This is a genomic window from Anabaena sp. AL09 (genome assembly GCF_001672255.1).
Classification (GTDB): Bacteria; Cyanobacteriota; Cyanobacteriia; order Cyanobacteriales; family Nostocaceae; genus Dolichospermum; species Dolichospermum lemmermannii.
Genome location: NZ_LJOQ01000010.1, coordinates 40,720 through 54,757, shown reverse-complemented (window position 1 = coordinate 54,757; position 14,038 = coordinate 40,720). Strand labels below are relative to the sequence as shown.

General features: G+C 36.8%; 15 protein-coding genes. 10 read left to right on the top strand and 5 right to left on the bottom strand.

Annotation, left to right across the window (positions count from 1 at the left end; translation table 11 throughout):
• Positions 1 to 99: 99 nt before the first annotated feature.
• Complete coding sequence (gene larE / locus AN490_RS01975; protein WP_299999467.1) at positions 100 to 924, bottom strand: ATP-dependent sacrificial sulfur transferase LarE; 825 nt, start codon at positions 922 to 924, stop codon at positions 100 to 102.
• A 201-nt stretch (positions 925 to 1,125) separates the two neighbouring features.
• Here larE and AN490_RS01970 point away from each other — a divergent pair, with 201 nt between their 5' ends.
• The 5 genes from AN490_RS01970 (at position 1,126) to trmFO (ending at position 4,991) form a co-directional block, all read left to right on the top strand.
• Positions 1,126 to 2,379, top strand: a complete 1,254-nt coding sequence (locus tag AN490_RS01970) for an AAA family ATPase (protein WP_299999465.1) — start codon at positions 1,126 to 1,128, stop codon at positions 2,377 to 2,379.
• Entirely contained in the window at positions 2,376 to 3,029 is a 654-nt protein-coding gene (locus tag AN490_RS01965) for a retron system putative HNH endonuclease (protein WP_299999463.1), read from the top strand. The genes AN490_RS01970 and AN490_RS01965 overlap by 4 nt, the downstream gene beginning before the upstream one ends.
• A gap of 160 nt (positions 3,030 to 3,189) precedes the next feature.
• Entirely contained in the window at positions 3,190 to 3,420 is a 231-nt protein-coding gene (locus AN490_RS01960; RefSeq protein ID WP_148766249.1) for a type II toxin-antitoxin system HicB family antitoxin, read from the top strand.
• Positions 3,413 to 3,583: a type II toxin-antitoxin system HicA family toxin gene (locus AN490_RS01955; RefSeq protein WP_299999459.1), complete on the top strand. Its 171-nt coding sequence runs from the start codon at positions 3,413 to 3,415 to the stop codon at positions 3,581 to 3,583. The genes AN490_RS01960 and AN490_RS01955 overlap by 8 nt, the downstream gene beginning before the upstream one ends.
• Before the next feature lie 85 nt (positions 3,584 to 3,668).
• Positions 3,669 to 4,991 (top strand): FADH(2)-oxidizing methylenetetrahydrofolate--tRNA-(uracil(54)-C(5))-methyltransferase TrmFO, encoded by a 1,323-nt coding sequence (gene trmFO / locus AN490_RS01950; RefSeq protein WP_299999457.1) that lies wholly within the window; start codon positions 3,669 to 3,671, stop codon positions 4,989 to 4,991.
• 19 nt (positions 4,992 to 5,010) lie between these two features.
• On the opposite strand, the gene AN490_RS01945 is transcribed toward trmFO, so the two are convergent.
• Positions 5,011 to 5,304, bottom strand: coding sequence for a hypothetical protein (locus tag AN490_RS01945; protein WP_053540358.1), 294 nt, complete (start codon positions 5,302 to 5,304; stop codon positions 5,011 to 5,013).
• 274 nt (positions 5,305 to 5,578) lie between these two features.
• Between AN490_RS01945 and AN490_RS01940 the strand changes: the two genes are divergently transcribed.
• The 4 genes from AN490_RS01940 (at position 5,579) to AN490_RS01925 (ending at position 9,410) form a co-directional block, all read left to right on the top strand.
• On the top strand, positions 5,579 to 6,820 hold the full coding sequence (locus tag AN490_RS01940) for a pitrilysin family protein (protein ID WP_299999471.1): 1,242 nt from the start codon (positions 5,579 to 5,581) through the stop codon (positions 6,818 to 6,820).
• Positions 6,821 to 6,834: 14 nt separating this feature from the next.
• Entirely contained in the window at positions 6,835 to 8,106 is a 1,272-nt protein-coding gene (locus tag AN490_RS01935) for a pitrilysin family protein (protein ID WP_299999454.1), read from the top strand.
• Positions 8,107 to 8,264: 158 nt separating this feature from the next.
• Complete coding sequence (locus AN490_RS01930) at positions 8,265 to 9,035, top strand: peptidoglycan-binding domain-containing protein (RefSeq protein ID WP_299999452.1); 771 nt, start codon at positions 8,265 to 8,267, stop codon at positions 9,033 to 9,035.
• A 21-nt stretch (positions 9,036 to 9,056) separates the two neighbouring features.
• The gene (locus tag AN490_RS01925) at positions 9,057 to 9,410 is read left to right on the top strand and encodes a phage holin family protein (protein WP_015080630.1); all 354 of its coding nucleotides are present in this window, start codon (positions 9,057 to 9,059) and stop codon (positions 9,408 to 9,410) included.
• Here AN490_RS01925 and AN490_RS01920 read toward each other — a convergent pair.
• A complete protein-coding gene (locus AN490_RS01920; RefSeq protein WP_168650929.1) occupies positions 9,407 to 9,832 on the bottom strand; it encodes a cobalamin biosynthesis protein in 426 nt (141 codons plus the stop codon). The genes AN490_RS01925 and AN490_RS01920 overlap by 4 nt on opposite strands.
• Before the next feature lie 113 nt (positions 9,833 to 9,945).
• On the bottom strand, positions 9,946 to 11,859 hold the full coding sequence (gene shc / locus AN490_RS01915; RefSeq protein WP_299999448.1) for a squalene--hopene cyclase: 1,914 nt from the start codon (positions 11,857 to 11,859) through the stop codon (positions 9,946 to 9,948).
• Positions 11,860 to 12,012: 153 nt separating this feature from the next.
• Here shc and AN490_RS01910 point away from each other — a divergent pair, with 153 nt between their 5' ends.
• Positions 12,013 to 13,182, top strand: coding sequence for a glycosyltransferase (locus AN490_RS01910; RefSeq protein WP_299999446.1), 1,170 nt, complete (start codon positions 12,013 to 12,015; stop codon positions 13,180 to 13,182).
• 99 nt (positions 13,183 to 13,281) lie between these two features.
• Here AN490_RS01910 and AN490_RS01905 read toward each other — a convergent pair whose 3' ends face one another.
• Positions 13,282 to 13,983, bottom strand: coding sequence for a phosphorylase (locus tag AN490_RS01905; RefSeq protein WP_015080624.1), 702 nt, complete (start codon positions 13,981 to 13,983; stop codon positions 13,282 to 13,284).
• Positions 13,984 to 14,038 lie beyond the last annotated feature (55 nt).

Here is a 14,038-nt window from a genome sequence, read left to right as displayed (position 1 = left end):
TAGGGGTAGCCCTCCGTGAAAATAGCTCGATGCCAGGTTTAATATTTAACAACAACGCCTCCTCTATTCTTTTAGAGGGGGGTTTTGTTTTTTGGGTTGTTATTTACTCAAAGCGATTTGAGGTAAAACCTGATTTAATTTACCACTACGATAACCTTCTAAATCTAAGGTGACATAGATAAATCCCCAAGTTTGAAATGCAGATACTAGAGTTGGTAAATCTGTGTTCGAGACAAAATCTTTAATTTTATCTGGTGATAATTCAATTCTGGCTGTATCACCTTCGGAACGGACTCGTAAATTTTGCCACCCTAAATTTCGCAAATAAATTTCGGCTCTTCCTACTCGCTGCAATTTGGCTATGGTAATTTCTTCACCGTAGGGAAAGCGCGAACTTAAACAGGGTTGAGCGGGTTTATCCCACCAAGGTAAACCTAATTGTTGGGAAATTTGCCGAACTTCGGCTTTAGTCACGCCAATTTCTGCTAAAGGCGATCGCGCACCTCTTTCTTTTGCAGCTTGAATTCCTGGACGATAATCATGTAAATCGTCTGCATTTACACCATCTACTACATAAGGATAGCCTAGTTCTAAAGCCAAGGGTTTGAGGGTGTCGTGTAATTCGCTTTTACAAAAATAACAACGATTGACTGGGTTAGATGTGTAATTGGGATTGTCCATTTCCTGTGTTTGGACAATTTTATGAGATATTCCGATAGTTGTGGCTTGAATTTTCGCGTCTTCTAATTCTTCTGGTAATAGAGAAGGGGAAACGGCTGTTACAGCTAACGAGCGATCGCCTAACACATCATAAGCAATCTTAGCTACTAATGTACTGTCAACTCCGCCAGAATAGGCTATTAAAGCCTGTTCCATTTCTGTAAATAACTCTTTTAACTGCTCTAGTTTTTCTGTCCAACTCATTTTACTAAAACCCCGTAATGCCTAATCACTTCTATTTTAATCATTAGTTATTATTAGATTACCAATATTTTCGATGATTTTTCACCTAATATGTCAACTATGTATTATAATATTTTTTATGATCTATTATTTACTTACTATTGAGTGAATTACAAAGATGAGATAAAATATCATTAATTTCGCTAATTTTTCTTGAGAACTATGAGAATTAAACAGTTAAAAATGCAATCTTTTCGCGGAATTGGTGATTTAACAATAGATTTTGATGAAAAAGAACCAACAGTATTTATTGGTATTAATGGTGTAGGTAAATCAAGTATTCTTGATGCTATTTGTTTATTACTTTCTTATTTTATGCACTGGATAGGAGGTACTGTTGATTCTGAGAACGTTAAAACATTTAATGAATTTGATATTGCTAATAAAAATATTATTACAAAATTGGATATTAAAATATCATATCGTGGAGAAGATAGTTGGACAATTTACCGAGAACGCGATGGAGTTACCAAAGTGTCAGGACACGAAAAGAGACAAAATGCTTGTAATGGGATTTGGAGACATTGGTATAATGAGCCACAATATAATATACCTCTAATAGTTTATTATCCTACTAATCGAGCAGTGATTGATATTGATTTAGAAGTTCCTATTCAGTCTGAATTTAAACAAATAGATTCTTATGATAAAGCTCTAGCAGGTGGTAGGATTAGCTTTTCTCATTTATTTCAGTGGTTTAGAAATAGAGAAGATATAGAAAGTGAATTACGTCTAGAAAATAATCCTGATTATCGAGATAAACAATTAGAAGCAGTAAGACAAGCCATATCTTCATTAATACCGAATTTTACAAAACTGCGTGTACGTCGTTCTCCTTTGAGAATGACATTACAAAAAGATGGTGAAGAATTGATAGTTAATCAATTATCTGATGGTGAAAAGTGCTTATTAGCAATGGTAGGAGATTTAGCGAGAAGATTAGCTATTGCTAACCCAGGTTTAAAAAATCCGCTTGATGGTTTTGGAGTAGTTTTAATTGATGAAATTGAACTGCATTTACATCCAAAATGGCAAAGAGAAATTATCCCAGCTTTAACTAGAACTTTTCCTAATTGTCAATTTATAGTTACTACTCATTCTCCTCAAGTGATTAGTCAAATTAAACCTCAAGGAATTTATATTCTAGAAAAAACAAATGATGGTATAATTGCTAAACGTCCTGAAAGTTCCTATGGTAGAGATAGTAATCAAATATTAGAAGATTTAATGGATGTTCCTGAACGTCCACAAGAAATCAAACAAGACCTTTTAAAATTATTTCGTTTAATTGATGAAGGAAACTTAGAAGTTGCTAAAGAATTAAGAAAAGAGTTAGCTGAAATAATTGGTGAAGATGAAGCACAATTTGTAAAAGCGGATATTTTAATTAGGAGAAAAGGACTTTTACGTAAATGAAATATATTCAAAAAAGTGCAGAACCAACTAGTTTATCTACATGGAAAATCAAGCAAGGTGCTAAAATTCCTACTTGGAAAAGTTTTGGAAGAACTGTAGTTAAAGGTCAGCTTTTAGAAATTTTATTAAAAGAACAAGGTTATATTTGTTGTTATTGTGGTGTTGCTATAGATAAAGGAAGTTGTCATATTGAACATTTTAAACCTCAAGGTATAGATGAAACTGTGAAATTTGATTATTTTAATCTTATAGTTTCCTGTCAAGGAGAAGATCAACAACCCCGTGTTCCTGTACATTGTGGACATCAAAAAGATAATTGGTATGATGAAAAGTTGTTAGTTTCACCGTTAATAGCAAATTGTGCAGAGTTTTTTAAATGTTCTGCTGCTGGTGAAATTTTACCGACAGAAGAAACTATTAAAAGACTTGCTGCTGAAACAACAATAGAAAAATTAGCTTTGAATATTCCCAAGTTACAAAGAATGCGTAAAGCTGCAATTGATGCGGAATTAGAATTATTAGCAGATGAGGATTTTAATGAAGAGGAAATCAGGAATATTATTAAGGATTATTTAGAATTGAATAATGATGGAAAGTATCAACCATTTTGTGCTACCATTGTTTATTTTTTGGAAAATTATTACTGCTAACTTTTAATAGTATTTTAGTATAAACTCCATCTTAAAAGTAAAATTCTGGGTTTAGAAAAGAAGAGAAAAAACTTGTAATTAAATTAATCCAGGTTAAAACATATTTTGTGGACAATAAGCAGTATAATAATGTAAAGATATTAAGGAGCTTACATATTCCATGCCAACTATTAAACAAAGATTTACTGTAATTATTGAAAAAGAAGACAATGGGTATATTTCCCTTTGTCCAGAATTAGATATTGCTAGTCAAGGAGATACCATTGAAGAATCAAAAGATAATTTAAAAGAAGCAATTGAATTATTTTTAGAATTTGCTTCACCTTCAGAAATAAAAAATCGTCTCAAAAGCGAAATTTTTATTACTAATTTGGAGGTTTCGGTTGGGTAAATTACGCGTACTATCAGGTAAAGAAATCTGTAAAATTTTACAAGATAATGGCTTTACAGAAGTTAGACAAAAAGGAAGTCATATTGTTATGCAAAAAGCAATAGAAGACTCTACTCTCACTGCTATTGTACCTAACACTCATCTGTTAAACTGGGTACATTAATGTCAATTATTCGACAATCTCAACTACCTCGTTCTTTATTTGAATAATAATTTTATCATAATTTTATCTAAAATCTCAAATCACTATGACACAACAACCGATACAAGTAATTGGCGGCGGACTCGCAGGAACAGAAGCAGCATGGCAAATAGCCCAAGCCGGCGTGCCTGTAATTCTCCACGAGATGCGCCCTAAACGCTTCAGCCCTGCCCATCATACGGAAAATTTGGCCGAATTGGTCTGTAGTAACTCTTTCGGGGCTATGGCAAGCGATCGCGCCGCCGGTCTATTACATGAAGAATTACGCCAACTTGGTTCTATTGTCATCTCCAAAGCAGATGAACACGCAGTTCCCGCTGGTGGAGCTTTGGCGGTAGACAGAGGACAATTTGGGGAAGATTTAACCCAAACCTTAGCAAACCATCCTTTAATTGATTTTCGTCGGGGAGAAGTTACCGCAATTCCCGAAGGGATTGTCGTATTAGCCAGTGGTCCTTTAACCAGTCCAGATTTATCCGCAGATTTACAGCGGTTTACGGGGATGGAATATCTCAACTTTTTTGATGCTGCAAGTCCGATAATTCTGGGAGATTCTATCAATAAAGATATTGCATTTATGGCTTCTCGCTATGACAAAGGTGAAGCCGCTTATCTGAATTGTCCCATGAATAAAGAGCAGTATTTACATTTTTGGGAAGAATTACGTCAAGCTGAACAAACGGAATTAAAAGACTTTGAAAAGGAAACGGCGAAATTTTTTGAAGCTTGTTTACCAATTGAAGAAATGGCGAGAAGAGGTGAAGATACCATGCGTTATGGACCTCTCAAACCAGTGGGTTTATCTGATCCTCGCAATGGAGAACGTAATTATGCGGTAATTCAATTACGACAAGAAGATAAAGCCGGTCAACTTTGGAATATGGTCGGATTTCAAACTAATTTACGCTGGGGTGAACAAAAAAGAGTTTTTCAAATGATACCTGGATTGGAAAAAGCCGAATTTGTCAGATTAGGAGTAATGCACCGCAATACTTTTTTAAATGCACCGCAGTTGATGTCTGCAAGTTTGCAATTTAAAGAACGTCCAACTTTACTAGCTGCGGGACAATTAATAGGAACAGAAGGTTATACTGCTGCATCTGCGGGAGGTTGGTTAGCGGGAACAAATGCAGCTAGATTAGCTTTAGGAAAAGAACCTCTAATTTTACCTATTACAACGATGATGGGGGCATTATTTGAGTTTATCAGATCCGCTGCACCAAAACATTTTCAACCGATGGCTCCTAATTTTGGAATTGTGCCAGATTTGGGTGTGAAAATTAAGAGTAAACCGGAAAAATATGGACGTTACCGCGATCGCTCTTTGGCAGATTTAGCAACTTGGAAAATGGAAAATTTAGCCGTTTAAATTAATAGGAGGAAGTGTTTTAATCTTTCTCCTTCAACATCACTAAACCATGTATTCCCACTGCTGTAATCACACCTCCCAATAATCCCCAAGTAGCATCAGCAAAAACATTAATTCGATGGGCTAAAGCTCGATGATATGCAAATTGCAAAGTTCTTTCATTAGGCTTTTCCTCTTTTACCAATTTTTCTAAATAATTTTCAGCTTTTATTAGTGCGTCATAATCAGTACCAAAATAATAAAGGGATATCAATACTACCAATAAACCAGGTATGACTAAAGTAAGTAATAAAATTCCTGGGCGTGTCTTCATAAAAACGATATTATTAAATACCAACTAACAACTGATGAAAAAGGCAAGCTGACTGCTACTAACGCATCTATCGAGGAAAAAATGCCAGCGTGGATAGTCGTTTTTCTCATTCTATCAATATTACCTATTTGGGGAACATTATTTATCCATAAAACTTGTTGATTTACTAAATCTCTACAATTTGGCTTTCTTTTCCGTTAAATTCAAGGTTAGAATGACAACATTAAATTGTGCTTGAAACTAGAAAAAATTGCTAAAACAACTAACTAACAACGTGTTTCCCGGTTCAGTTATCAAATTAGATAACGGCTTGACATTCATTCACCAAGAAATATCCACTACACCCGTAGTCATAGCTGACGTTTGGGTGCGTGCGGGAGCTAACCTAGAACCAGAACCTTGGTTTGGAATGGCACATTTTCTAGAACACATGATTTTCAAAGGTACACCAAACTTGCTGCCTGGAGAATTTGATTATCATATTGAAAAAATTGGTGGTGTGAGTAATGCCGCTACGAGCCACGATTATGCCCATTATTCGATTACAACCGCTGCTAATTACCTAGAGCATACTCTACCACATTTGGGAGAATTACTCCTGAATGCAGCCATTCCTGACGATGAATTTATCAGAGAACGGGATGTGGTGCTAGAAGAAATCCGTTCTTACAACGATGATCCTGATTGGGTAGGTTTTCAATCTCTTGTTAAAAATGTTTACCAACAGCACCCTTACGGACGTTCTGTATTGGGAACTGAGGAAGAATTAATGCAGCATTCCCCTGAAGCTATGCGCTGTTTTTATCGCAGTTATTACCAACCAGAAAATATGACTGTGGTTGTGGTGGGGGGAATTGGTGAAAAAGCTGCGAGGGACTTGGTAAACCGGACATTTGTAGATTTTCCGCAACGTGATCATTGTCCCCAATTTACCAAAGTTACAGCACCGGTAATTTCAGGAATTCGTCGTCATGAGTTAATTTTACCTAGACTGGAACAAGCGCGGTTAATTATGGGTTGGAAAGTGCCAGGAGTAGAAGAATTTCGGGCTGTTCATGGTTTAGAATTATTATCAGCACTGTTAGGAGAAGGGAGAATTTCTCGATTAGTATCTGATTTGCGGGAAGAAAAGCAACTTGTTCAAGACTTATGCTGTGATTTCTCTTTACAACAAGAATCAAGTTTATTTACAATTACGGCTTGGTTGGAATCAGAATATCTGGAACGAGTTGAAGAGTTGATTTGTGATCATTTACAAGAATTGCAAAATCAAGAAATTAGCAAGCCAGAACTAAATCGTATTCAGAGGTTTTTATGTAATGATTATGCCTTTTCTACAGAAACACCAGATCAGCTAACTAATTTTTATGGTTATTATCATACCATTGCTAACGCTGAATTAGCTGTTACCTATCCCCAAGAAATCCAGTCTTTCAATCCTCAAGAACTGCAAAAATTAGCTCAACAATATCTTTCCCCAGCTAATTATGCTGTGACAATTCTCAAACCTTGTTAATTATTAAGTAAAAAATGCAAACTATTAATAGTCGCTCTCTGATTCATCGCACCGTATTAAGTAATGGCATTGTTTTATTAGTCTCAGAAAATCAAGCTGCTGATATTATTGCGGGACGGATTTTTATTCGCGCTGGTAGTTGTCATGAACAGCGAGAAAAAGCTGGTTTAGCGCATTTGTTATCAGCAGTAATGACAAAGGGATGTGATGGTTTATCGAGTTTAGAAATTGCCGAAAAAGTTGAATCTGTAGGAGCTGGTTTAGGCACAGATGCAGCTACAGATTATTTTTTGCTATCGTTGAAAACAGTAACTGCTGATTTTATTGATATTTTAACATTGGCTGGACAATTATTGCGATCGCCTACCTTTCCCGAAAACCAAATAGAATTAGAAAAGCGATTAGCAATCCAAGATATTCGTTCCCAAAAAGAGCAACCTTTTGGACTGGCTTTTGAACAACTGCGTCAGGTAATGTACCCAAATCATCCCTACTCCATGTCAGTTTTAGGTGATGAAACAACCATGAGCAGCATTACCCGTGATGATTTAGTAGAATATCACCAAACTCATTTCCGTCCTGATAATATTGTCATTAGCATTGCTGGACGCATTACACCAGCACAAGCAGAGAAATTAGTAAATAAGATCTTTGGTGATTGGCAAATACCAAATTCCAGCAAACCTACTCTTAATTTACCACCAATTACTGGATCACCTAAATCTTGCCTGAAACCCTTAAATACACAACAATCAATTATCATGTTGGGTTATTTAGGACCATCAGTAACCAACCCAGAATATGCGTCTCTCAAGTTACTTGCTACCTATTTAGGGAATGGTCTTTCTAGTCGTTTATTTGTAGAATTGCGAGAAAAGCAAGGTTTAGCTTATGACGTATCTGCTATTTATTCGACTCGACTTTTTCCCGCTTCCTTTGTAGTTTATATTGGGACTGCACCAGAAAATACCAAAATTGCTTTTAATGGACTCCGCCAAGAAGTAGAATTGTTATGTACCACCGAACTGTCAGCAGAAGCATTACAAACTGCTAAAAACAAAATTATCGGTCAATATGCGTTGGGTAAACAAACTAATGGACATATTGCACAGATATATGGTTGGTATGAAATTTTGGGTTTAGGAATTGAATTTGATCAAAAGTTTCCCGAATTAATTAATAATGTCACTGCAACGGAGGCAATGACAACCGCTTGTAAATATTTACAAGCACCATATTTATCTCTCGTTGGACCAGAAGAAGCCATTCAGACAGCTACTTTCTAAAACCTTAAATTGCGTAGGTTGGGTTGACGTATGTTACCCAACAAAATCAAGTCTTGGAAATATTCGATTATGTTTTATCTTCACACCAAAAAGATTAAAGGCAAACAAAGCGATCGCCACAGGGTAAGATCAGCATCGGAAAGTTATACAAAAATTCTATGAAATTTAGTTTGATAGCAAGTATTCCCAACTACATGAGCGCAAATTCTTGGTATTGCTTACTCTTGTTAACCACCACACCCGCGTTAATTAGTTCCTCTGCTTTTATATCAACAGCAGCAGCGGTTAAAATTGCCCAAGTCAACACAGAAGTTAAAATTAATCGTCCTCCTCTAAACTTAGGTAGTCAGGGTGAACGAGTTACAGAACTTCAAGCCGCTTTGACGATTTTGGGTTTTTATTCAGGTGCTGTGGATGGTACATATCAACAAAGTACCATTATTGCCGTTGCCCAATTTCAGCAAGCTGCTGGCCTAAATCCCACTGGTAATGTAGATAATATCACTTGGCAAAAACTGTTTCCCAGCCCATCAAATATTATTACTTCCGCACCTAATGCTGCCAGTAGTTTTACGACTGTTCCTACCCAACCGACCAGATTCACAAAACCACTGACTACTAAACGCACCACCAATCAGCCTAATTCTAGTATTCAACCCACTCCTCTCAATCAACAAATGCCCGGTATTCAATATACTCCCGAAGGATGGCCAATTTTACATTTAGGTACAAGTGGACCGGAAGTAATTAAATTGCAAAAACAACTAAAAATCCTGGGTTTTTTAAATGGTAAAATAGATGGAGATTTCGGAAGATCCACAGAAGCCGCAGTCAAAGCTGCTCAAACTCGTTATGGTTTAAAACCTGATGGTGTTGTCGGTGGTGGTACATGGAAAGTGTTCTTGAACCGCACTTCCCAGTCACGTTAATCTTGTTCTCGTCATCAAACTATGAAGCACTTTCTTTTAACTTGGATCGGGACTGCGGTAGCATTATTAATTACGGCTAAAATTGTTCCTGGAATCATTCTCACTAGTTTTGTTGCTGCCTTAATTGCCGCTGTTGTGATTGGTTTAGTAAATGCCATTGTGCGACCAATTTTGCAGATTTTAGCATTTCCCATCACCTTAATTACTTTGGGTTTATTCACCCTAGTGATTAATGCCTTAACGCTATGGTTTGCCAGTGCGATAACTCCCGGTTATGGTTTTGAAATTCGGGGTTTTATTCCTGCTTTTTTAGGTTCAATTGTTTTATCAATTGTTTCTGGTATTATTAATCAGATTGTTAATGCAGTTGATTAAAATATCAGGTTTTCACTTTTAGCAACGGCTACTGTGATTGTTGCTGGTGCTTCTGGTAATCGGAAAATCTGTTTAGGAACTAATAACATTATTTCCGTAGATGTGATTTCTGAAGCTGCAAGAATCGCGGAAGCCTCTGCTACGCTAGATGTTCCCACTAACTTAGTAATAGTATTATTAGGATTGGGAACAAATACATTATTTAAAAGTTCGGCACTAAAGGTTTTTAAAGGTAGTTTTTCTAAGTTACAAAATTCCAATAAACCAATTTCTGAGGCTTTTTTATCAATAGTTGCAATTCCAGCTATTTCATGATATATAAGTTGATTTTCCTGAAAAACTTTTTTGATTACTAAATTAATTAATTGTTGGGAAATTCCTTTTTGACAACCAATTCCTACCCATAATTTTTTTATAACCATATTATCCACTTTCTTTGACAACACTAATAAATGGGGTGTAAAAATAGCGAGCAAGATGCCCGCACTACAAGATTGATAATATTTCTCCAGAAAAATGGCAAAGGTATTGCTATTTAACTCGAACATTTTGCTTGATATCGTCCCAAAGCCATTAAAGGAAAATACTGCTGATAAAGGTGATACTTCAAATAAAAATGGCAAGGGAAGCCCGTTCCGGTAAAGTATTCTTCATCCCAAGTACCATCTAATTTTTGTGTTTCTAACAGGTAATTAATCCCCTTTTCAATACTATCAATAGCTAATTTATCCGTAGCTTCACCTGCTGCTATTAACCCAATTAAAGCCCATGCTGTTTGGGATGCTGTACTGTCACCTTTTCCTTTTAAACTAGGATCATTGTAACTAAAACAAGTTTCTCCCCAACCACCATCAGAATTTTGTACTTTCACTAACCAAGCTGCACCCTGATTTATATCTCTAGCATATTTCAAAGGATTAATTAAAGCCAAAGCTGATAAAACGCCGCTAGTTCCATAAATGTAATTTACACCCCAACGTCCAAACCAACAACCTTCTATTTCTTGTTCCTTCAAAAGATAATCTAAAGACTTTTCTAAATTATTTGCTGGAATTGATAAATTACAAGCCCCCAACATTTCCAATACTCTAGCAGTGACATCAGCCGTATTTGGATCAATCATCGCTTTCAAATCACCATAGGGGACAGAATTGAGCCATTCTTGATCATTATCAAGATCAAAAGCCGCCCAACCACCTGGTTTACATTGCATTGTCGCAATCCAATTTAAAGCCCTATCAATAGCTTGTTTTTTTAGTTCCTCATTCCGCAATTTTGCTTGATGTAAAGCCATGACAACCACAGCCGAATCATCCACATCTGGGTAAAAACGATTTTCAAATTCAAACGCCCAAGCACCGGGTTTTCCCTGCTTGTTTTTGACATTCCAATCACCATAATCGAGAATTTGTTTCTCTATTAACCATTCTCCAGCTTTAACAATAGCCGGATCATTTGGGGCAAAACCTGAATCAATCAAAGCCCGAATCGCCCAAGCTGTATCCCATACAGGAGAAACACAAGGTTGGACACAGTAACTATTTTCTGTTTCAATGGCGAAATTATCAACTGCTTTTAAACCTCGTTCGATCACCGGATCATTAGCATCATAATCTAAACACTTTAAAGCTAACAGAGAATTTAACATTGCGGGAATAATTCCCCCCCAATCACCTGTAACTTCTTGACGTTCTAGAATCCATTTTTCTGCGGCTTTAATTCCTTCATTTCTAAAAGGAACAAAATTAATACTTTCTGCTAATTTAAAGCCATCATCAAGGATATTAAAAATATCTGACCAATCACCATTTTTTGGTAATTCCCAGCAGACATTATTTACACCTTCAGCATATAATTCATCTAAATTAATTGGCTGATCAATGTTAAAAATTGGTTTTCGATCAAAGACAATTAATAATGGTACAGTGCTAGAACGCGCCCAACTCGAAAGTTCATAAATGTTGAAGAAAAAATTATCGGGTAGTAACATTACCCAAGGTGGCAAAGAAGGCAGTCCGCGCCAATTATAACAGCCAATTAAAGCTAGATGTAACTTTGTAAAAATCCGAGTTTTGCTAATACCACCTTTAGCTAAAATTAGAGATTTCGCTTTCAGCAATGCGGTATCTGTAGCGGGTACACCTAACAATCTTAAAGCCATATAGGCTTCTACAGTTGTGTTTAAATCTCCACCATCACCATAAAACAATTCCCAACCTCCATGTTCTCGTTGTTGAGAACGGAGATAATTTTCAACTTTATGTAAAGGTCTGGTTTTCTCAGTTCCCCAAATCTTATGTAATAAAACAGCTTCGGAAGTGATGGTAACATTAGACTCTAACTCAGCCCACCAATAACCATCGGGATTTTGAATAGAAAGTAGATGTTTTTGACTTGCGGCTATCGCATCAACAACTTGCTTGACTTTTATCCTATCTTGTGTTTGCATCAAATACCTACCTCAGCACCAAACAATATTTAAATAACATAACCGAATTACGAGAAAATTCTTCCGCAAAATCAGCAAACATTGTATTATATGCAAGTCAGTAAAAGAATTAAATTTGTCTGTTAAATTTTAAATTGGAGTACAGCAACAGTTATGGCAACAATTATATTCAGTTTGACCCTTCTATCCTTAGTCATTTGGTTATTTTTAATCTTATTTTGGGGGCAATTTTGGCAAGTTAATCACCAATTAGAAGCAAATCAAGATAAAGATATTGATAACAACATCTTACCGACCGTGTGCGTAATAATTCCTGCCCGTAATGAAGCCGATGTCATTCCTGTTAGCTTGCGATCGCTCCTCCTTCAAGACTATCCTGGTAAATTCACCATCTTCTTAGTAGACGATCAAAGTAGCGATGGTACAGCCAATGTTGCCCAAGAAGTAGCCCACAACCTCGACAAAACCCAGCAATTGCAAATTGTTACCAGCACCTCATTACCCCCAGGTTGGACAGGCAAATTGTGGGCAATGGAACAAGGTTTACAAACAGCCAGTACCTTGACACCAGACTATTTTTTACTTACTGATGCCGATATAGAACATGATCCCAGCAACTTGCACCGCCTAGTTGCCAAAGCCGAGGCACAGAAATTAGACCTCGTATCCATCATGGTACGCTTACGCTGTCAAAGTTTTTGGGAACAACTATTGATACCCGCTTTCGTCTTTTTCTTCCAAAAACTTTATCCATTTTCCTGGGTAAATAATCCCAAAAAAGCTAATGCTGCCGCTGCTGGAGGTTGTATTCTCATTCACTCAGAAGCCCTAAATAGAATTGGTGGGTTGCAAATAATTCGTCAAGCCTTAATTGATGATTGTTCCCTAGCCAAAGCCGTTAAATCAACTCACGGAAAAATCTGGCTAGGATTAAGCACCCTAACCTATAGCTTACGTCCTTACGACTCCCTGAAAACAATTTGGGATATGGTCGCCAGAAGTGCTTACACACAACTAAATTATTCCCCTTTCCTGCTAATAGGCAGCCTGTTGGGAATGACTTTAGTTTATTTATTACCACCGATAGCAATTATTTTCGGTCTGGTATTGGGGAATTGGATAATTACCCTGATTTCTTTCATCGGATATCTACTGATGACTTTTGCTTATTTCCCAATTATTCGTTTTTATAAATGTTCTCCAGTTTTTGCTTTTAGCTTACCCATCATTGCTTTTTTATATACTTCTATGACAATAGATTCAGCATTACAACATTGGCAAGGACGTGGAGGTGCATGGAAAGGTAGAGTATATACCCGTTGACAAGATAAGAGAAGCAAGAGAAGCAGAGAAAGAAATTTCCTTCTCTCTTCATCCTCTTTTTTTGGCTACAGTATTGTCAGGTTTGAGAATATTTATGAATTAGATCCCCGATTTCTTAGAGAAGTCGGGGATCTTGTTAGGGGTAAATAATAATTGTGTGACTGCTGTTAAAGTTTTGAGTCCTTTTAATGAACCTGTAATTAATCGAGTCGCTGCTAGGGGTTGACGGATGAATTCCCAAGCTAAGGGTAAAGGTTGTAATGAACCGTCTGCACCAATGGCTGATGTGATATTGGGGATGTCATGATGAGCATCATCGCTAACTACTCGCAGGATGGCTATTTGTACCTGTGGAGAAACTGGTTGCTGGAAAAATTCTAGAAAAGCGTATCCTTCCATATCTACAACGTCAGCACCGGATTGTTCATATAACTGGCGTTTTTCTGTGGCTTTATATAAGAGGCGATCGCTCGTTAACCCTTTGACTAAAGATACACGATCACCAAGTTGATTATGTATATCTGCGGTGAAGGAATTATTGCCCTCTTGCAGATTTCCTTGATAAAGACAATTTTGATATAAAACAATATCTCCAATTTGATATTTTTGGCTCAAGCTACCGCACAAACCCATCATCAGCATCCGATTTGCTTGACCATGGGTGAATTGTTGTAAATATTTCCGCACTGGTTCGATTCCCATTGGTATCGCTAATACCTTGGCTTGGGAACTGGGGACGCGACTTAATCCGCGACAGACGGCTTGATATTCTGCTCCCTGGGGGACTAAGATCGTAACCATTGTTATCCTAGAAGTTCTATACTAACCTGTCAGTTATCAGTGATCAAAAGACCGA

Excerpts from the sequence above, each read along its gene's own strand:
- AN490_RS01920 (WP_168650929.1), bottom strand. The coding sequence starts at position 9,832 with ATGGTTATAAAAAAATTATGGGTAGGAATTGGTTGTCAAAAAGGAATT.
- trmFO (WP_299999457.1), top strand. The coding sequence starts at position 3,669 with ATGACACAACAACCGATACAAGTAATTGGCGGCGGACTCGCAGGAACA.
- AN490_RS01925 (WP_015080630.1), top strand. The coding sequence starts at position 9,057 with ATGAAGCACTTTCTTTTAACTTGGATCGGGACTGCGGTAGCATTATTA.
- AN490_RS01930 (WP_299999452.1), top strand. The coding sequence starts at position 8,265 with ATGAAATTTAGTTTGATAGCAAGTATTCCCAACTACATGAGCGCAAAT.
- AN490_RS01960 (WP_148766249.1), top strand. The coding sequence starts at position 3,190 with ATGCCAACTATTAAACAAAGATTTACTGTAATTATTGAAAAAGAAGAC.
- shc (WP_299999448.1), bottom strand. The coding sequence starts at position 11,859 with ATGCAAACACAAGATAGGATAAAAGTCAAGCAAGTTGTTGATGCGATA.
- AN490_RS01970 (WP_299999465.1), top strand. The coding sequence starts at position 1,126 with ATGAGAATTAAACAGTTAAAAATGCAATCTTTTCGCGGAATTGGTGAT.
- AN490_RS01935 (WP_299999454.1), top strand. The coding sequence starts at position 6,835 with ATGCAAACTATTAATAGTCGCTCTCTGATTCATCGCACCGTATTAAGT.
- AN490_RS01910 (WP_299999446.1), top strand. The coding sequence starts at position 12,013 with ATGGCAACAATTATATTCAGTTTGACCCTTCTATCCTTAGTCATTTGG.
- larE (WP_299999467.1), bottom strand. The coding sequence starts at position 924 with ATGAGTTGGACAGAAAAACTAGAGCAGTTAAAAGAGTTATTTACAGAA.
- AN490_RS01945 (WP_053540358.1), bottom strand. The coding sequence starts at position 5,304 with ATGAAGACACGCCCAGGAATTTTATTACTTACTTTAGTCATACCTGGT.
- AN490_RS01905 (WP_015080624.1), bottom strand. The coding sequence starts at position 13,983 with ATGGTTACGATCTTAGTCCCCCAGGGAGCAGAATATCAAGCCGTCTGT.
- AN490_RS01965 (WP_299999463.1), top strand. The coding sequence starts at position 2,376 with ATGAAATATATTCAAAAAAGTGCAGAACCAACTAGTTTATCTACATGG.